Genomic DNA, 18,115 nt, shown 5'->3' with positions numbered 1-18,115 from the left:
CATTTAGAAACCGAGATTCGCTGCGGCTTTTTCCATCAAGGTGGGTGCGGTGAACGGGCTTTTAGCTGGAGACATAGCAGCTTTTTGCCAAATGATTATGAATAAAGCTACAATAGAAGATACCAACCAACCATCTTAGAATCCGCACACATACAAAGGAGGGCACAACTGTGGCTATGGACCGGACACGTGTCGCCGTGGAGATATACGGAACTTCCTATAAACTTGTTGGAAGCAGCACTGAATATATGAAGCAAGTCGCCCGTTATGTTGATGAGCACATGCGTGCTATATCTAAATCCCACTCCAGACTGGATACACCGCGCATCGCGGTGCTTACAGCCGTTCATATGGCTGAGCAGGCTATCCAGGTTCAGGACTTCAAGAATGAGCTTAATATGCTAACAGGAGAACGGACTGAACTGCGTGTGGAGGTGTCGCGCCTGCTGGAAGTGCAGCGGGAGCGGCAGGAGGAGTATGAGCGACTTGATGCTGCGGCCAAAGAGGAAGCCGCACGGCTGATCGCTGCCGCCGAAGAAGAACGGAAGCGGCATTTGGAAACACAGGAACAAGAGCGGGAGCTTCATCTGGAGCAGCTTAAGGAAGCGGAGCAGGCTGCAGCAATGACCCGCCATAAGCTGGAAGAAGAGCTCAAACAACGCGAGCAGGAGCTGCAGGCGCTTCGCCAGAGCTATGAAGCCGAACAAGCGGCCAGCCGCGAGAGCACACGTCAGGAGCTGGCTGCTGCCGATGCTGCCCGCCTGGAGCAGCTGGAGGCGTTGAAGAAAGCACATCTGCAGGAGCTGGAGAATCTTCGGGAGCAATTTGCGCGCGAAAAAGCAGAGGCACTTTCTTCTGTGGAGCTGGAGCTTGCACAGGCGAAGGAATCACTGGGGAGCGAGCTGGAAGAGACCCGCTGCGCTCTCGGCAAGGAACTGGCGGAGACGAAGTCAACGCTGGGCCAAGAGCTGGAGTATACCCGGTCGACACTGGGCAAGGAGCTGGCTGCAGAGCGGGAAGCGCTTCAACGCGAGCAGGCCAAGAATAAGGAGCTGCGCCAATCACAGGGAACGCAGGAACACCGGCATAAGCAGAATATGCAGGAGCTGGAGAAACAGCTTGGCGAGCTGCGCGGCAGCACAGGGCAGCTGCAATCCAAGCTGCGGGCAGCGGAAGCCGGACTAAAGAACGAACGCGACTCGCGTGTGGCCCTGCTGGCCCAATATGAAGAGCTCAAGAGCCGTGAAGAACAACTTGCGGAGGAGCTTCGTTCCTCGGGCGAGCTTGGAACCCTGCTGAATGAGGAGCTGGAAGAGCTGCGCCAGGGGTATGAATTATCCCGGACGGAAGCGGCAGAGCTGAAGAATGCCCTTCAAGAGACGGGCGACAGCCTGCGCCGTGTACAGGAAGAGCTTGCCCGGGCTACGGCAGAAGCCGCTACTTGGCAGGAGCTGGCCGACAAGCGGATGGAGGATATCGGCGAGCTGGAGATGAATCTGCTGGAAGCGGAAGAGAAATCCGTTACCCTGCACAGCGAAATCGAATCCCTGCGCAGCCAGGAGGACGGCTTGGTGCAGAAGCTTGATGAGGAGAACGAACTTCGCACAGCGGCGGAACGCGAGCGCGAATCGCTCCGGGAACAAGGAGAGCAGGCGAAGCAGGAGCTCGCGGCTTTGCGTGGGCGATATGAAGAGTTGATCGCCCAATATGACGAAGTGCTGCAGGAGGGAGAACGGCATCAGGAGCGCTGCCGCTTGCTGGAAGAGCAAAGCGAAGAAGCTGCTTTCCGGCTGGAAGAACTGTCCGAAGCCAGCCGGGAAGCTGCCGCTGCCGCTGCGGAACAGCAGGATATCTTGAAGGAAGCCCGCGAATATGGGGTTTCCTGGAAGCGCAAATATGATGAGCTGGTGCAGCGCCAGCAGCAATGGACCGAAGCGGAAGGCAAGCTGCGGGAGGAGATTGAGATCTGGCAGGAAGAGGCGGCAGAGGCCGAAGCCAAAAGGGAGGCCATCGACCGTGAACGCAGTACGGTACTGGAGCAGCTTGGTGAGGTAGGCGAGAATTACGAGCTGGCCCAGGGACAGCTTCGCCTGCTGCAAGCGCAGTTCGAGATGCAGCAGGGTGAGCTGGACAAGCTGTCCGCACAGCATCGAAGCCTGCAAGCGGAATATGCCAAGCTGCAGATTGAATATAATGAATGGATTCAACTGATCGAACAGGACGGTTGAATGACGGATGACAGACAAAAACCGGCCCCGGGCGATTGAATTGCCCAGGGCCGGTTTTTGTCTTTAATGCCGGGATGCGGAAATCCGCTATTCTACAATTACTTTGGCGATCATGCCGCTGTGGCCCGAGCCGCACATGATGGAGCAGCTCATCTCAAATGTGCCGGCTTCTTCCGGTACAATGACTGCAGAAGATTCTTTGCTGCTGAGCTGGAGGTTCAGCTCCGGGACAAGAATGCCATGGTTGCCGCTTTCATTTTCAAAAATAATCTTGACAGGCACCCCTTTTTTTAAATGGTATTCCTCCTGGTCGAATTTGTAGTTGGTGGCTGATATGACAAGTTCGGTCTCTGCTTCAATGCCGCTGTCAGTAACTTTGTTAGTATTGCTGGAAGCCGTGTTGCCGCTGCCTCCGCAGGCGGTCAGAACGAGAACCCATACCATGGATAGCAGAAGTGCAGATCGCTTGAGCATCTTTATCCCCCTTAACAATAGTAAGTTTTGAAATTTAAATAAATGTGACAATTATGTAGACATCATAACTTAAATTTTAAGAAAGCGCTTTGCCCATTTGTGAAAAGTTAGTGAACAGGTTCGCAAGATCGAATTGTGTCGAAAAATGCAAAATTATGATGCAAATTAGCTTGAAATTTATTATAATGAGTGCTAAATATTACATCGTTTAGAAGTAGGGGATCCAGATAAATATTGCCAACGATACGCTGAATACCGGGTTTTGGCACCGCAGAATAATAAACGGATATTGGATTCTTATCGCTTGTATACTCGTTGCCCAGGCGTTGTTTGTGCTGGACGCCAAGAACGGTAAGATGGCGCCGGCATTGGAACCTGAGCAGGGCCCTTTCTTTATCGCCTCCAACCTGCTGATTGTCACCTGCATCTCCACGGCCGAATTGTGGCTCCGCCTCAGCTTGAATTATCAGAAGCAAGCGGTGGTCGGATGCGGATTTATCATGTCTTATTTGATTTATTTCCTCTTGGAACCTCATGTGGACGGGGCCCAAATGGCGCTGATGATGCCCATTATGGTAGCTCTGATTTATTTTGACCGCAAAATGCTGTACTTCCTGGGCGTTTTCAATATCCTGTTTTATACAGGGTTTTATATCGGGATGGAACGGGTTCTTCTGAACAAGCCGTGGCTGGAGTTTTATCTCGTGCAATGTGTATTTATCGTTTTCGTGGTAATGGCCAATGCTGTGATTATCCGTTCGCAGGAAGTAAGGGATCATTTGGAGCAAGTAACGAAATCGGAGCAGGGGCTGATGGTCGAGCGGGCTATTTCGGATAAACTGCTGAAGATTGATGCGCTGACGGGTCTTTACAATCATAAAACATTCCATGAGTATCTTGATTCTTTGCTGGAGCAGTGCGAGAACAACGGCCTGCAATTGCAGCTGGCCCTGTTCGATATCGATAATTTCAAACAGGTAAACGATACGTACGGGCATTGGGTGGGGGATCTGGTGCTTAAGGAGGTGGCCGCCAAAGTCAGCTCAATGATTGGTTTGAACGATTTTGCCGCCAGGTACGGGGGAGAGGAATTTGCGGTAATCTTCACCGATAACAGCCCACAGGAGTCCTTTCTCGCCGCAGAGGAGATGAGGGTCAGCATTTCACTTATGGAACATCCTTATGCAGGAGGCAAGCCGATTACGGTGAGTATCGGTCTGTGCAACTACCAGCTCGGGGACGGCAAGGAGCTGTTGTTCCGTAAAACAGACGATGCCCTGTATTCCGCCAAAAGAGGCGGGAAAAATACCGTATGCACTGCAGTCGATGCTACAGCAGCTGCCGGGGATAACCCATTGGCTTGTATGGCTGAGTGATGGCAACAGGGCTGTTCCATAGCTGCAATTCAAAAGAGCAAGGCTTCCCTCGATATTAAAGAAGCCTTGCTTTTTGTTTGCCATCCGCTTTCGGTTTGCCTCAGCAGATGATAGATAAGCAGAAAGCCAGCCGTTTACCTTGGTCACTCCAGACCTCGAGCTTTTGTCGGTCTCCCTTTGGGTTCGCACAACATTCCTTACGGACAGGGGAATCGTTATTTCGCGAAACAAGTTCATTTGATTCCCTAAACGGACTCAGGGGCCGCTAAACGTTCCATTGCCCCTCGCTTTGGGCTGCAGATCATGCAATAGGAGCTCCTGTGTCCGCACAAATGGACAAAACTAATATTTTGCCCAAATAAGGTCCGCTGAGTCCGCTGAATAACCAGGCGCAGCTTTACCCTACTACAGGAGCGCTCACCTCAATGCGAAAGGGATGTCCCATAGCCACTTCATTCATGGCTTTTTGGAACATCCCCTTTCGGTTCTACAGAGGCTGGGCTTCCGCAGCTATCCAAGCCGGCAGCTTATTTGCCTGCTTCAAACGGAGTGGATACCGGCAGGAACAAGTCAATAATTCCAATGACCAAAGCTGCCAGAAGTGCGCCAAGGATCGAAACACTAACGCCGCTGACGACAAACTGGGCAATCCAGATCACCAAGGCACTAACCAGGAACCCGACGATCCCCCGTCCGAAGGGCGTGGTTTTTTTACCGAAGATCCCTTCGATAACCCAGCCCAGCAGGGCGATAACAAGCGCCAGGATGAGCGCGCTCCAGAAACCGCCAATCGTAAACTGCGGTACGATCCAGCCGACGACAAGCAGGACTATCGCTGCCACCACAAAACGAACAATATGGCTCAACAAATTCACTGAACTAACCTCCTTTGGCCCTAGCTAAGGATATGTGCGCTTTTATTATGACCCGAATCAGAAGGGGTTATGCTTGAAGGGTGAGACCCAAATAGCGAAAATGGGCTTTATTCGGTATAATGGAATCATCTATGAAGGGAGCAGTGACAGTAATTGGACGACAAAATTTTGCATACGCTTGAATATCGTAAGATTTTAAATAAATTAATGCAATATACGCAAACTCCGATGGGACGTCTGGAAGCGGAGCAATTAAAGCCCTCCGCTGATTTCGAAGGCGTTAAGCGGCTGCTGCAGGCCACGGATGAAGCGGCCAACGTGGACCGGCTCAAAGGAATTCCTTCCTTTGGTGGAGTAAGCGATATCCGCCCTGCGCTGAAACGGGCCTCCATCGGCGGGATGCTGGGGCCAAGCGAGCTGTTCTCGGTGGCTGCGACGATCGGCGGAGCGCGCAGAGTCAAGCGTTTCCTGGCGGCCATGCATGAGGATGAGAAGATTGAACTGCTGTTCGCCCAGAGTGATCTGCTGTCGGAGCAGAAACACATTGAAGACGCTATTCGCCTCTGTATTGACGAGAATGGCGATGTGCTGGACACGGCGAGCAGCGAACTGGCCACTATCCGCCGCGAGCTGCGGGGCGGTGAAACCCGGATCCGCGAGAAGCTGGACTCCATGATCCGTTCTTCGTCGGTAGCCAAGATGCTTCAGGATCAGCTGGTGACGATTCGCGGAGACCGGTTTGTTATTCCGGTAAAAGCGGAATATCGGGCCCATTTTGGCGGAATTGTGCATGATCAGTCCGGATCGGGGGCGACGTTGTTCATCGAACCCGAATCCATTGTGGCGATGAATAACAAGCTGCGCGAGACACGACTGCGCGAAGAACGCGAAATCGAGATCATCCTGCACCGGCTGACCGCGCTTGTGGGCGACATTGCCGAAGAGATGGCCTATGATGTCGATATCCTGGGCGGACTTGATTTTATTTTTGCCAAAGCCCGTCTGGCCCGCGATATGAAGGCCACCCAGCCGCGGATGAATGACCGGGGATACCTGAAGCTCCGCAAAGGACGGCATCCGCTGATATCAGCAGAGCATGTCGTACCGCTCGATGTGGAGCTGGGCAACCAGTACAGCTCAATCATCGTTACAGGCCCGAATACAGGGGGGAAGACAGTCACCCTGAAGACGATCGGCCTCTTAAGCCTGATGTCGATGTCAGGGCTGTTTATTCCGGCTGAAGAAGGCAGTCAAATGTGTGTATTTGATGCTATTTATGCGGATATTGGCGATGAACAAAGTATTGAGCAAAGTCTCAGTACCTTTTCTAGCCATATGACCAATATTATTTCCATCCTGCGGCGGATGACGCCAAAAAGCCTCATTCTGCTCGATGAAGTGGGAGCAGGGACCGACCCTGCTGAAGGCTCTGCGCTGGCTATAGCCATTCTGGAGCATATCCACCGTACCGAGTGCCGGATGGTGGCTACAACCCACTACAGCGAGCTGAAGGCTTACGCCTATGAGCGCAAAGGCGTAATCAACGCCAGTATGGAATTTGATGTCCAGACACTCAGCCCGACCTACCGCCTGCTGATTGGCGTTCCGGGACGAAGCAACGCATTTGCCATTGCGGAACGGCTCGGGCTGCCAGGCGCGATTCTGGAGCATGCCCGCGGTGAAGTCAAAGAGGAAGACCTGCGCGTTGAGCACATGATCGCTTCACTGGAAGAGAACCGGCTGGGAGCGGAGAATGAGCACGAACGGGCGCAGAATATCCGCCGCGAAGCCGAAGCCCTGCGGACCAGACAGCAGCAGGAGCTGGAGAAGCTGGAGAGCCAGCGTGACAAGCGGCTTGAGAAAGCCGAGCTGGAGGCTTTAGCCATCCTGGACAAGGCACGCAAGGAAGCCGAGACCATCATCAGTGATTTGCGCCGTCTGGCGCTGGAGGAAGGAGCTTCCGTCAAGGAGCACAAGCTGATCGAGGCCCGGCGCAGGCTGGATGAAGCAGAGCCGGCCCCGCGCAAGAAGGCGGCGGTGCGCAGTGCAGTCAAAGCACCGCGGCAGATTCAGGCCGGAGATGAAGTGAAGGTCCATAGCCTGAACCAAAAAGGCCAGGTCGTGGAGCTGAGCGGAGCCAAAGAGGCGCTCGTCCAGCTGGGCATTATGAAGATGAAGGTGAGGCTGGATGATCTGGAGCTGCTGTCCGCCGCGAAGGCCGCTGCCCCACAGGCACTACGGCATGCGACTACCGTCAAGCGGACCCGGGATGAGCATATCCGCAGCGAGCTGGATTTGCGCGGTGCCAATCTGGAAGAAGCTTTGATGGAAGTAGACCGTTTTATCGACGAGGCGTTTTTGGGCAATTTGGGGCAAATCGCGATTATTCACGGCAAGGGGACAGGCGTGCTGCGTACAGGTGTCCAGGAGTATTTGCGCAAGCACAGACATGTCAAAAGCTACCGGCTGGGGAACTACAATGAAGGAGGCGCGGGAGTGACCGTAGCTGAACTTCAATAACGATGAGGCCGGCGGAAAGAGGGGGGAACATGCAGGACAGTATTGATGTGTTGCTGGGTCATCCGCTAGGCGCGCTGCTGGGCTATTTTACGGTAGCCATACTGGGGCTGGTGGTATTCCTGTCTATTTTTGAAATGGTGACCAAATATAACTGCTGGGAAGAGATCCGCAAGGGGAATTTGGCAGTTGCCATGGCGACTGGCGGCAAAATTTTTGGCATCTGCAATATCCTCCGTTTCAGTATGGAGGCAGGAGCGTCCATTTATGAGACCATGAAATGGTCCGTAACAGGGTTCATACTGCTGCTTGTGGCGTATTTCCTGTTTGAATTTCTGACTCCGGTGTTTTCGATTGACGATGAGATGGCTGCGGATAACCGCGCTGTTGGATTGATAGCCATGATTATCTCGGTGTCGCTGTCTTATGTGATCGGCGCTGCTATTTTCTAGGAGGAGCTTATGAAGATTCTGACCCGGGTCCTGTTTGTGGCCGCCATCGCTTTTATAGCAGCGGGAATTATTTATTTAATGTTGAACTAAATTTATGAGAAGTGCGAAGGAGATTATAAAGATGGAAACAACCGTATGCCCATGGTGCCACACCGAAATCGTGTGGGACGAAGAGTTCGGGCCGGAAGAGTATTGCCCTCACTGCAATAACGAGCTTAGCGGATACCGTACGGTCAACATCAGCCGGGACGATCTGGAGGACGAGCTTGAAGTCAAGGAGGATGAAGACGCAGAGCCGGCAACGGATGAGGATTTGTGGGGAGACAGCGATAAGGATAGTGTTGTCCCTATCTTCAACACGCTGGATCAGTTCAGGGATGAGTATGATCTGACCATGTATGAGAGCAACACCGCGGCAATTCTGGCGGCTCAGGAGGAAGCTCCTGAATGCCCGCAGTGCCATGAGCTGCTGCTGCTGGCCGGCACACAGAAGGTGGACAGCTTTGAGCCTTCGGCTCCACCTGCTTTGGGCGGGCCTGTGCTGAAGGCGCCTTTCTCAATGCAGGTATATGTATGTCCTTCATGCTTCCATGTGCAGCAGAGTCTGGCGCAGGAAGACAGGATTCAACTGGTGCGTAATTTAAGCACCGGGCGTTCCTAAGACGGTTGTTGATTCCTCCCGAATTGGGGCATGTTAAGGGAACATGTCCACAATTTCGGGAGGGTTGACCATGAAGGTCTCAACACAACGTCAGGCTGCATTGCTGCTGGCAGTGAACGGGTTATTCCTGCTGGCGAATGCATTGTCCGGCACCTTTTTGAACGTATACCTATGGAAAAGCCGCCAGGATTATGCCATGATCGGCTGGTTTTCGATTGCCCAGCAGCTGGCACTGGGCCTTAGCTTCTGGCTGGCAGGGAAATGGGTGAAGGAGCACAACAAAATGAATGCCTTGCGGCTCGGAATAGCAGTTTCGGGCCTTTTTTACTTGCTTATCCTGTTCCTTGGGGGAGATACCGTTCGTTATATATGGCCGCTTGGCTTGCTGCTGGGAGTAGCGGGCGGCCTTTTCTGGCTGGCGTTCAATATCGTGTATTTCGAGATTACCGATGCCCGGAACCGGGACTTCTGGAATGGCTGGATCGGGCTGCTCGGTGCTTTTACTGGTATTGTCGCTCCCTGGCTGTCGGGTTATTTGATCTCGACGCTAAAGGGGGAACGCGGCTACCGGATTGTGTTTATTTTGTCGCTTTGTATATTCGCCCTTACCGCAGTCTTAAGCTTTTTTCTGCGCAAGCGCAAGACTGAAGGAGCCTATGAGTGGCTTGAGCCCTGGAGAGCACTCAGGCGTCCGGACAGCCGCTGGCGGGGGGTGGCTGCGGCATTGCTGTTTCAGGGACTCAGGGAAGGGGTGTTCTCTTTTTTGATTGGGCTGCTGGTCTATATTGCGGCCAAGGAGGAGAGCAAGCTGGGTCAATATACACTGATTACCTCAGCGGTGTCCTTGATCAGCTACTGGGCGGCAGGGAAATGGTTCAAGCCGGAATTCCGCTCCAAAGGGATGCTGTTGGGCGGAATACTGCTGGTAGCGGTCATCACTCCACTGCTGTGGAAGGTGAACTTCGTGACGCTGCTGATTATGGGAATGGGGACCTCGCTGTTCATCCCGCTTTACATGCTGCCGATGGTCTCTACCAGCTTTGATCTAATGGGTGAATCTTCAGACAGTGCCGGCAAAAGAACTGAGCTCGTCGTCCTGCGGGAGCTAAGTCTAATGGCCGGCCGGCTGCTCGGCATGTTCGTATTTATCGCCGTGCTGACTGTGAACAGCAGTCCGCGGGTGATTACTCTGCTTATGCTGGGATTGGGACTGGCCCCGCTGGGCAGCTGGCTGATTCTGCGCCGCCGGCTGCCTCATTAGTGTTCTTTATCAAGAGTCCGGCATGGGAGTGGCATGATTGTTTAAAAGAAAACGGAGTTACGGCCTTCGGACCACTATTACCTTTATGGTGTGCGCTGTGGTGGCCTTGGTGCTTTTGGTGTTATATATTATTTTCAGCAACCGGATCATTCCGCAGACCCGGGAGTCGCTTCAAGACAAAGCGCTGACGATTGCGCGGACGCTGGCCCTGATGCCTTTGATATCGGAAGGGCTTGACGAAGGGCGCAGCAAAGAGATCCAGGCTTATACGGTCAAGATCACCCGCCGCAACGATATCATGTTTGTGGTTGTGCTTGATATGAACAGTATCCGCTATTCCCATCCCGATGCCTCGCGGGTCGGACAACCCTTTGTCGGAGGGGGGCAGAAGCTGGCCTTAAGCGGAGAAGAGAGCATCTCGGAGGGAGAAGGTACGCTCGGCAAGTCCTTACGGGCTTTTGTGCCGGTGTACAACGGGAAAGGCCAGCAGGTGGGGATCGTGGTTGTGGGCTTGTCCCTGGACAAGGTTAAAGGAATCATCCGGCAGAATCAATGGACCATTATTGCCATTCTGCTGTCAGGTGCATTGCTGGGTGCAGCAGGTGCAATCGTGCTGGCCCGGAAGATCAAGAAGATGATGTTCTGGATGGAGCCGGTGGAGATTTCGACTCTGCTGGAGGAGCGAAGCGCCATGCTGCAATCTATCCGTGAAGGGATTATAGCGATTAATCACGAGGCGAGAATCACACTGATGAATCTGGAGGCGGAACGTCTGCTGAAAGCAGCGGGCATTTCAGGCGGAGCGTTGAATCAGCCGATTGGAGACTATTTGCCGGCACTTCGCCTGGAGACGGTCTTGAATTCAGGGGACGCCAAGTTTGATGAGGAAATTGATCTGAATGGCACAACGCTGCTGGCCAACAGCCTGCCGATACGGGTCAATGGGGCGATTGCCGGAGCCGTTGTTACTTTTCGGGACAAGACGGAGATTGCCCATCTGGCAGAACGCCTGTCCGGGATATCTGTCTATGCCGATGCCTTGCGGGCGGGAGCGCATGAGTTCATGAACAAGCTGCATGTCATTATGGGCATGACCCATATGGGGCTGTATGATGAGCTGCAGCAATATATCTCGGGGACGGTCCGTAATTACCAGAATGAGATCGGGTCGATTACCAAACAGATCAAAGACCCGGTGATGGCGGGGTTTTTGCTGGGCAAATTAAGCCGGGCGCGTGAAGCCGGAATCAATCTGATGCTGGCGGCGGACAGTTATCTTCCCGAATCGGAAGGTCCGGAGATCATCCATGAGCTGATTACGATTGTCGGCAATCTGCTGGACAATGCCATGGACGCGCTTGAGGGCGTGGAGGACAAGGAGATCCTTTTGGCTTTTCGCTACGATCAGGGCCGGATGATCTGCACTGTGGAGGACACGGGGCCGGGCATTGAGGAGTTCCTCCGGGAAGAGATCTATGTCCAGGGCTTCTCCACCAAAGGGGATAACCGGGGGCTGGGTCTGCACCTTGTCAGGCGGAGTGTGGAAAAACTGAACGGAAGTCTGCTGCTGCACAGCGGCGGTGAGCCGGGGGCAACCTTTGCAGTGGATGTGCCGTACAAGATAAAGGGTGAGGAGAACGAATGACCATTCAAGTGCTCATTGTCGAGGATGACCCCATGGTGGCCAAATTCAACCGGCATTATCTCGAACAGATGGAAGGTTTTCAGTGTGTGGGCTGGGCTGCTTCAGGGGAGGAAGCGTTGCAGTTGCTGGAACAGCAGGCGGTGGATCTTATTTTGCTGGATGTGTTCATGCCCGGACAAAGCGGGCTGCAGCTGCTTGTGCAGCTGCGTGAGCAGGGAAGTACGGCAGATGTTATTGTAATCTCGGCGGCCAGTGACAACGTCAGCATCCGCAAAGCTCTGCAATATGGCGCCGTAGATTACCTCATTAAACCGTTTGAATTCGCCCGCTTCCAGTCCGCGCTGATGGCCTACCGGAAGGATTATTCTTTGATGAAACGCGGCGGAGAGCATCTCTGCCAGGAGCAGCTGGACAAGCTGGTCCGTCACCGCAGCGAGCAGACGGTGAAACCTGGCGCAAATTTGCCCAAAGGTCTGAGCGAAGGCACCCTCGCCAGCATCTGGGGCATTATTGGAACCTTGTCCACCGCAGCCTTCTCGACCGAGGATATTACAGCGGGAGCGCCAATTTCACGGATCTCCGTGCGCAAATATTTGGCTTTTTTAACCGAAAGGGGTGTGCTGTCCATGGAGATCAGCTACGGTGCGGTCGGCAGACCGGTGTATATGTATACTGTGACTCCTGAGGGTCATGAATTGATCTCCCGGTACTTATAAGAAGAGGTATCCCATAAGTCATAAAATGACTGTTTGGGACATTCCCTATATCATCTGTTACAGCAAGCAGCCAATAATCAAAGACAGCAGAGCAGCGATTCTCAAGTAGAGAGGAGAATCGCTGCTCTGCTGTCTTTTTACGGTTTTTAAATGGGCAGGTTAACTCATTCATAGACAGCTATATCGTAGCCGTAATATCTCCATAGGGGTCTGCAGGCGGTGAAGGCTTGCTGGAGCGGGTGATCGAGAACAGATCCAGCTCAGCCCGGTGTTTGCCGGTCAGTGTATCGGAGAGCAGTTCGGCAGCAATCATGCTGTACACGGTGCCGTTGCCGCCATATCCTTCTATGAAATAGCAATGAGGAAACCGGGGATGAGCGCCAATATACGGAAGGCCGTCATGGGTCGTACCGAATACGGAGCCCCAGGCGAATTCAATCTCCGGGTCCTGAATCTCGGGAAACAGAGCCTGCAGATCCTCCAGCAATCGTTGTCCCTGCGTGAGAATTCGCTTCTCACGGCGTTCGGGATCGGTCAGCGGTTCGTCCCTGCCGCCTGCAATAATGCGGAGATCCGGCGTGATCCGGAAATAGAGATAAGGGCGTGCCGTCTCCCAGACGAGACTCCGCTCATGCCACTTGGGAAGCTCCGGAAGCGGACGTGTCATAATCGCATAGGTGTTAACTAATAGGGCACCCTTGTCTTTCTTCATCTCCTGTGTCTCATACCCCATGGCAAAGATCACCTTTTTGGCAAAAATCCGCCCGTTCCCCGTATAACAGATCACCCCGTCATCCTTGAATTCGTAATGCTTGGCTTCCGTATGCTCATAGACACGAACACCCTGGGACGCAGCTTTAGCCATCAAGCCGTGCAAAAGCCGCAGCGGATTGGTTACTGCATCCCCCCGGGAATAAAGACCGGCAGCTTTGGAAAAAGAATATACGGAAGAAATCCGGTCCCTCTCCCAGAATTCAGAATCAAAATTATGCGCTAGGAGCGTCTCGTGTTCCTGCCGCAGCAGCGGGATATCCTCTGCTGTACTTGCATATAGCAAGCTGCTGCAGGGATGAATCCGCGGATCTATATCCAGCTTATCCTGCAGCTTAAGAATGTTGCGCACACTAGCCTGGCACAGCTTATAGAACAGCACACCCTGCGCTTCACCAAATGTATGAATACATGACGTCAGCGGCTTGTCATTTGAAACCTGGAGCAATCCGGTGTTGGCCTGGGAGCTTCCGCCGCCGAGGGTCCGTTTGTCAATCACCACCACATCCGCACCGCTTGCCGACAAACGGTATGCGGTCATGGCCCCGCTCGTGCCCCCGCCTACGATCAGGCAATCGCAGCGGATATCGCCTTCCAACAAAGGATAGGATGGTACTGGCTCCAAGGTCTTTTGCCATGGGGTGTTTCCGCTATTCAAATTCATCAGAAGATCGCTCCTTTACGGGTTTCAGATAGTAGTATTAGCGTCAAGAATTTAACTCATGCTCTAGTGCTGCGGCGTATTTCAGGACTACCTTTGCGCTTTTTTGCACATAAACAAATGGCCAACGCGGCATACTAGAAACTGCTTGAATTATTTAGAAGGAGGGATTCCAAGACATGCAATCTACGCAAATGCAGGCGCTCAGCGGTAAAGAACTGGAATATATTTCTGACTCCATCTCCAATGAGGATATGTTGATTAAGCAGTTTGCCGCCACAGCAGCCACGACCCAAAATAATTCAGTACGCCAGCTGTGCATGCAGCATCTTCAAAGCCATACGGAATATATGGGGAAACTGGCAGATCTGCTCCAGCAGCATCAGCAATATGCGCCCACGGCACCGCAATAAAGGCATTCCCATTCTAAAGGAGGTTATTTCATGAACGGACAAAACGGATCGGCGTTTATGCCGGATGAGGATTTGTTGAATGTGATTTTGGCCGACCTGAAGCGGACGGTGCGTGAATATACAACAGCAGCGACGGAATCGGCATGTCCTGCTGTCCGCCGTGTATTCAATGACCTGACGATGGATACTTTACGTCTTCAGGGAGAGCTTTATGCTCAAATGGGCGAGCTGAATATGTACACCCCGCCGTCCAAGGCATTGCGCCAGGATGTGGATAAGCAAATTCAAGCTGCACAACAAACCCAGCAAAAGTGCCAGCAGTTCATTCAGCAAAAAACGGGCCAGGCTGCAGGGTTTGCCGGAATCCAAAACAACCAGTCACAGCAAGCGGGCACGAACAACTCTTACTTTATGTAACCTTGCAGCGGACATCCGAAGCACGGCTGTCTGCTACACCCCCTGAAACATCAGCGTTGCCCTTCCCGGGGCTGGCTGGCGAATTTCAGGGGGTTATTTTGTTTGCAGAGATGCTGTTTTCATGTCATATTAGTATTAAACTCTTTTCGTATGCGGCGCTTTACTGTAATTAAGTCACATGCGAACTATCCCGGAGGGAAGGCATGAAGGAAATGAACGAATTAAAGAGGAAAGTGCTGGAACTGCTCAAGGAAGACGCGAGACGTTCAACGGCACTGCTGGCTACGCTTCTTGGAGCGGACGAAGCTGATGTGAAGACGGCGATTGAGCAAATGGAGAAAGAGCATGTGATTGTCAAATATGCGACTGTGGTCAATTGGGATAAGGTGGATGACGAGCGGGTAACCGCACTGATCGAAGTACAGATTACGCCTGAACGCGGCCGCGGCTTCGAAGGCATTGCCGAACGGATCTATTTATACCCGCAAGTGAAATCGGTCTACCTGATGTCCGGCGCTTATGATCTTCTGGTAGAAGTGGAAGGACGCAACCTGCGGGAAGTTGCCAATTTTGTCTCGGAGAAGCTGTCTCCTATCGACGCTGTACTTTCCACCAAAACCAATTTCACGCTCAAAAAATACAAACAGGACGGGATCATCTTCGAGGAGCATGAGGAAGACAACCGTCTGATGATCTCTCCGTAAAGGAAGTAAGCCATATGATTACGAATAAAACACAACAAAGCGGTGCCGGCAGCAACTCCATGAGCTCTTATTTGGCCCCGCTGGTGCAGCAGATACAGCCTTCCGGAATCCGCAAGTTTTTTGATTTGGCTGCGGGCAGCAAGGATATTATTTCCCTTGGAGTCGGGGAGCCGGACTTCAAGACGCCATGGCATGTCAGAGAGGCCTGCGTCTATTCGCTGGAGCGGGGGTTTACCGGGTATACCTCCAACGCGGGTATGCCGGAGCTCCGCGAAGGCATTGCTAAATATTTGCAGACCCGCTTTGCCGTCGAATACAATCCCGAGAATCAGATTATCGCAACGGTGGGAGGCAGTGAAGCCATTGATCTGGCCTTGCGTGCCTTGATCTCCCCGGGAGACGAGATCCTTATTCCCGAGCCCTGCTATATTTCCTACTCGCCCATTACAGCGATTGGAGGGGGGATTCCCGTCGGCATAGAGACGTTCGGGGAGAACAACTTCAAGCTTACGGCGGAAGGCCTGGAGGCCAAAATTACGCCCCGGTCCAAAATTCTGATTCTGTGTTATCCAAGCAACCCCACCGGTGCCATAATGAGCCGGGAGGATTGGGAGCCTATCGCCAAGGTGGTCGAGAAACACGATCTTATTGTTATTTCCGATGAGATCTATGCGGAGCTGACTTATGGCAGCAATCATGTCAGCTTTGCCTCACTGCCAGGTATGTTTGACCGGACCATTCTGGTCAGCGGCTTCTCCAAAGCCTTTGCTATGACCGGATGGCGGATGGGATACGCCTGCGGCCATTCCGATCTGATCTCGGCGATGCTGAAGATTCATCAGTATACCGTGATGTGTGCTCCATCCATGGGGCAGGTTGCCGCACTGGAGGCTCTGACGAACGGCATGGAGGAGAAAGACCGCATGGTGGACTCCTACAATCAACGGCGGCGCCTGATTGTCAAGGGCCTGCGCGATGCCGGACTTGAATGCCACGAGCCTCAGGGGGCATTTTATGCGTTCCCGAGCATTCGTCATACGGGCCTCAGCTCGGACGAGTTCGCCCAGCGTCTGCTGCGTGAATACAAAGTGGCTGCGGTTCCGGGCAGTGTATTCGGTCTCGGAGGCGAAGGTTATCTGCGCTGCTCGTATGCGACCTCGGTCGCTCAACTGAATGAAGCCGTGGAGCGGATTGGCGTTTTTGTAAGACAGCTGGAGCAAGAAAGAACAGAATAACGAAAAAGGAACTATAGCGAAACCTGTAATCCTATGGTATTATTTTACTTCGAGAGGAATAATCCCCTTTTTATAGCTTGAATTGAGGTTGAATGGTACTTTAGGGCAGAGCTTACGAAGCCAGTTTTGTTTTGTGCGAAGCTGATTTAATGAAGCGGATGCTGACAAAACAGTTAGGAGGGATGATTGTGCTTAGCGCAGATTATTACTTACCTTCCTATGGCGGAGAATGCCTCTCGGGAAGCGTGGAACGGCCCTGTAAGGGTGAGATTTTTGAATATGAAAGTTATTTGGAGGATGAAATCCGGATACTCCGCAGCAGGATGGAGCAGCTTTTTGATCAGGAGAACTCCTTTACCTCGGAGAATGTTATCGCGATCAGCGGCTTGCTGGACCTGAAGATCAATGAATATATGAAATGGCGTAAACGCAAGAACTGACTGAGGGTGGCAGCAGGGGGGCATTTTGCCCCCTTTTTGTCGTGGAGAGACGGCATTCGTCACTTTATTTGCCTTCTTCACATTAGAAAGCTTAAACTATTAATATGTGATTTCAAGGATTGAGGGGGAAGAGACGTTGAGAGCAAAGCGGAAGGGAAGTTCTATCGTGGTACTGCTGGTGTTAATGGCACTGATTGCAGGCTGCGGCGGGGGAGACAGCAAGAATACGGTTACGGTTTTTATGATGGTAAACGGGATTAATCCGGATACCAGCACTGTCGACAAGATAGAGGGGCAGCTTGCGGACAAGCTGGGCGAGGAAACCAAGGTGGAGTTTAATACAACTCCTATGTATAATATCCAGAAGCTGATGGTTGAATATGCGGCGGCCATGAACGATATTATTATTTTGTCCAAGGATGATGTGCTGAGTTATGGGAAAAACGGCGCCAATCTGCCGCTGGATGACTATTTTAACCCGGATGATTATCCGGAAGGCGTCTTTGAAGGCGGTGTACTGAAGGGTGAAGAGGAAGAGTTGGTGCAGGAGAAACATCTGTATGCGATCCCTTTATCCAAGCTCAAAATGTTCCAGGATGCCGGGTTTGCACCTGAAGATGTGTTCCTGACGCTCGCCGTATCCTCAGACAGCATAGACCAAAGCGTTAAAGCGATTCAGTCCATGATGGAATAGGAGGAACGGGAATGGCTATTTACACACGTACGGGAGATAAGGGCGAGACTTCAGTCATCGGCGGCCGGGTGGGCAAGGATGACGTCCGCGTGGAGGCTTACGGAACTATAGATGAGCTGAACTGTTTTGTAGGACAGGCGCACAGCCTGATGGAGGAAGAGGTTTTTGCCGACGTCCGGGAGCAGCTGCTGGAAATTCAGCATGAGCTGTTTGACTGCGGGTCTGACCTGGCGTATGTCAAGCTTGGCGAAGGCCAATATCAAGTGAAGCCTGAGATGACCGTACGGCTGGAGGGCTGGATTGACAGCCTGCAGGCAGAGAATCCAGCCCTGGAGCGTTTTATTCTGCCCGGAGGCAGTCCGTTGTCCGCTGTGCTTCATGTGTGCCGTACGGTCTGCCGGCGTGCCGAGCGGCGTGCAGTTACATTGGGACGTAGTGCAGATATTAATCCGGAAGCGGTCATCTACCTGAACCGTCTGTCCGATTATTTCTTCGCTTTGGCCCGCACGGCTAATACAAGGGCAGGGATTGCCGACGTCGAATATGTGCGCAGCAAAAAGGTGTTCCGCAACTAA

The 18,115-nt window shown here is 52.7% G+C and carries 18 protein-coding genes; 15 read left to right on the top strand and 3 right to left on the bottom strand.

What is annotated here, in order from left to right; genetic code table 11:
• The first annotated feature begins 170 nt into the window (after positions 1-170).
• Entirely contained in the window at positions 171-2,228 is a 2,058-nt protein-coding gene (locus IEY53_RS09490) for a cell division protein ZapA (RefSeq protein WP_189024243.1), read from the top strand.
• A gap of 87 nt (positions 2,229-2,315) precedes the next feature.
• On the opposite strand, the gene IEY53_RS09485 is transcribed toward IEY53_RS09490, so the two are convergent.
• Positions 2,316-2,702, bottom strand: a complete 387-nt coding sequence (locus tag IEY53_RS09485; RefSeq protein ID WP_189024241.1) for a cupredoxin domain-containing protein — start codon at positions 2,700-2,702, stop codon at positions 2,316-2,318.
• Positions 2,703-3,058: 356 nt separating this feature from the next.
• Here IEY53_RS09485 and IEY53_RS09480 point away from each other — a divergent pair, with 356 nt between their 5' ends.
• Complete coding sequence (locus IEY53_RS09480) at positions 3,059-4,078, top strand: GGDEF domain-containing protein (protein ID WP_189024239.1); 1,020 nt, start codon at positions 3,059-3,061, stop codon at positions 4,076-4,078.
• 527 nt (positions 4,079-4,605) lie between these two features.
• Here IEY53_RS09480 and IEY53_RS09475 read toward each other — a convergent pair.
• Positions 4,606-4,953 (bottom strand): phage holin family protein, encoded by a 348-nt coding sequence (locus IEY53_RS09475; RefSeq protein WP_189024237.1) that lies wholly within the window; start codon positions 4,951-4,953, stop codon positions 4,606-4,608.
• 153 nt (positions 4,954-5,106) lie between these two features.
• On the opposite strand from IEY53_RS09475, the gene IEY53_RS09470 reads away from it, so the two are divergent.
• From IEY53_RS09470 to IEY53_RS09445, 6 genes are all read left to right on the top strand, one after another.
• Positions 5,107-7,473, top strand: coding sequence for an endonuclease MutS2 (locus tag IEY53_RS09470; protein ID WP_189024235.1), 2,367 nt, complete (start codon positions 5,107-5,109; stop codon positions 7,471-7,473).
• A gap of 29 nt (positions 7,474-7,502) precedes the next feature.
• Positions 7,503-7,922 (top strand): DUF350 domain-containing protein, encoded by a 420-nt coding sequence (locus IEY53_RS09465; protein ID WP_189024233.1) that lies wholly within the window; start codon positions 7,503-7,505, stop codon positions 7,920-7,922.
• A gap of 121 nt (positions 7,923-8,043) precedes the next feature.
• Entirely contained in the window at positions 8,044-8,583 is a 540-nt protein-coding gene (locus IEY53_RS09460; RefSeq protein ID WP_189024231.1) for a hypothetical protein, read from the top strand.
• 70 nt (positions 8,584-8,653) lie between these two features.
• On the top strand, positions 8,654-9,844 hold the full coding sequence (locus tag IEY53_RS09455; protein WP_189024229.1) for an MFS transporter: 1,191 nt from the start codon (positions 8,654-8,656) through the stop codon (positions 9,842-9,844).
• A gap of 37 nt (positions 9,845-9,881) precedes the next feature.
• On the top strand, positions 9,882-11,489 hold the full coding sequence (gene dcuS, locus IEY53_RS09450; RefSeq protein WP_189024227.1) for a DcuS/MalK family sensor histidine kinase: 1,608 nt from the start codon (positions 9,882-9,884) through the stop codon (positions 11,487-11,489).
• Positions 11,486-12,205, top strand: a complete 720-nt coding sequence (locus IEY53_RS09445; protein ID WP_189024225.1) for a response regulator — start codon at positions 11,486-11,488, stop codon at positions 12,203-12,205. The genes dcuS and IEY53_RS09445 overlap by 4 nt, the downstream gene beginning before the upstream one ends.
• Positions 12,206-12,383: 178 nt before the next feature.
• On the opposite strand, the gene IEY53_RS09440 is transcribed toward IEY53_RS09445, so the two are convergent.
• Positions 12,384-13,640: an NAD(P)/FAD-dependent oxidoreductase gene (locus tag IEY53_RS09440; RefSeq protein ID WP_189024223.1), complete on the bottom strand. Its 1,257-nt coding sequence runs from the start codon at positions 13,638-13,640 to the stop codon at positions 12,384-12,386.
• Between the two features lie 176 nt (positions 13,641-13,816).
• Between IEY53_RS09440 and IEY53_RS09435 the strand changes: the two genes are divergently transcribed.
• From IEY53_RS09435 to IEY53_RS09405, 7 genes are all read left to right on the top strand, one after another.
• Positions 13,817-14,050 (top strand): hypothetical protein, encoded by a 234-nt coding sequence (locus IEY53_RS09435; RefSeq protein ID WP_189024222.1) that lies wholly within the window; start codon positions 13,817-13,819, stop codon positions 14,048-14,050.
• Between the two features lie 30 nt (positions 14,051-14,080).
• Positions 14,081-14,467 carry a spore coat protein gene (locus IEY53_RS09430; RefSeq protein ID WP_189024220.1) on the top strand — a complete coding sequence of 129 codons (387 nt, stop codon included), beginning with the start codon at positions 14,081-14,083 and terminating at the stop codon, positions 14,465-14,467.
• A 203-nt stretch (positions 14,468-14,670) separates the two neighbouring features.
• Positions 14,671-15,171: an Lrp/AsnC family transcriptional regulator gene (locus tag IEY53_RS09425; RefSeq protein WP_189024218.1), complete on the top strand. Its 501-nt coding sequence runs from the start codon at positions 14,671-14,673 to the stop codon at positions 15,169-15,171.
• A gap of 14 nt (positions 15,172-15,185) precedes the next feature.
• Positions 15,186-16,406 carry an aminotransferase class I/II-fold pyridoxal phosphate-dependent enzyme gene (locus tag IEY53_RS09420; RefSeq protein ID WP_189024216.1) on the top strand — a complete coding sequence of 407 codons (1,221 nt, stop codon included), beginning with the start codon at positions 15,186-15,188 and terminating at the stop codon, positions 16,404-16,406.
• A gap of 245 nt (positions 16,407-16,651) precedes the next feature.
• Complete coding sequence (locus tag IEY53_RS09415) at positions 16,652-16,846, top strand: aspartyl-phosphate phosphatase Spo0E family protein (protein ID WP_229696065.1); 195 nt, start codon at positions 16,652-16,654, stop codon at positions 16,844-16,846.
• A 136-nt stretch (positions 16,847-16,982) separates the two neighbouring features.
• Positions 16,983-17,540: a type 2 periplasmic-binding domain-containing protein gene (locus tag IEY53_RS09410; RefSeq protein WP_189024212.1), complete on the top strand. Its 558-nt coding sequence runs from the start codon at positions 16,983-16,985 to the stop codon at positions 17,538-17,540.
• An 11-nt stretch (positions 17,541-17,551) separates the two neighbouring features.
• Entirely contained in the window at positions 17,552-18,115 is a 564-nt protein-coding gene (locus IEY53_RS09405) for a cob(I)yrinic acid a,c-diamide adenosyltransferase (protein WP_189024210.1), read from the top strand.

Origin of the sequence: Paenibacillus albidus (genome assembly GCF_014644435.1) — a bacterium.
GTDB classification, from domain to species: domain Bacteria; phylum Bacillota; class Bacilli; order Paenibacillales; family Paenibacillaceae; genus Paenibacillus_AQ; species Paenibacillus_AQ albidus.
The sequence above is the reverse complement of the archived record's forward strand: the minus strand, read 5'-3'. Positions and strand labels throughout refer to the sequence as shown.

Coding starts and splice junctions, on each gene's coding strand:
- IEY53_RS09440 (WP_189024223.1), bottom strand. CDS start 13,640: ATGAATTTGAATAGCGGAAACACCCCATGGCAAAAGACCTTGGAGCCA.
- IEY53_RS09425 (WP_189024218.1), top strand. CDS start 14,671: ATGAAGGAAATGAACGAATTAAAGAGGAAAGTGCTGGAACTGCTCAAG.
- IEY53_RS09480 (WP_189024239.1), top strand. CDS start 3,059: ATGGCGCCGGCATTGGAACCTGAGCAGGGCCCTTTCTTTATCGCCTCC.
- IEY53_RS09445 (WP_189024225.1), top strand. CDS start 11,486: ATGACCATTCAAGTGCTCATTGTCGAGGATGACCCCATGGTGGCCAAA.
- IEY53_RS09465 (WP_189024233.1), top strand. CDS start 7,503: ATGCAGGACAGTATTGATGTGTTGCTGGGTCATCCGCTAGGCGCGCTG.
- IEY53_RS09485 (WP_189024241.1), bottom strand. CDS start 2,702: ATGCTCAAGCGATCTGCACTTCTGCTATCCATGGTATGGGTTCTCGTT.
- IEY53_RS09420 (WP_189024216.1), top strand. CDS start 15,186: ATGATTACGAATAAAACACAACAAAGCGGTGCCGGCAGCAACTCCATG.
- IEY53_RS09430 (WP_189024220.1), top strand. CDS start 14,081: ATGAACGGACAAAACGGATCGGCGTTTATGCCGGATGAGGATTTGTTG.
- IEY53_RS09435 (WP_189024222.1), top strand. CDS start 13,817: ATGCAATCTACGCAAATGCAGGCGCTCAGCGGTAAAGAACTGGAATAT.
- IEY53_RS09405 (WP_189024210.1), top strand. CDS start 17,552: ATGGCTATTTACACACGTACGGGAGATAAGGGCGAGACTTCAGTCATC.
- IEY53_RS09460 (WP_189024231.1), top strand. CDS start 8,044: ATGGAAACAACCGTATGCCCATGGTGCCACACCGAAATCGTGTGGGAC.
- IEY53_RS09455 (WP_189024229.1), top strand. CDS start 8,654: ATGAAGGTCTCAACACAACGTCAGGCTGCATTGCTGCTGGCAGTGAAC.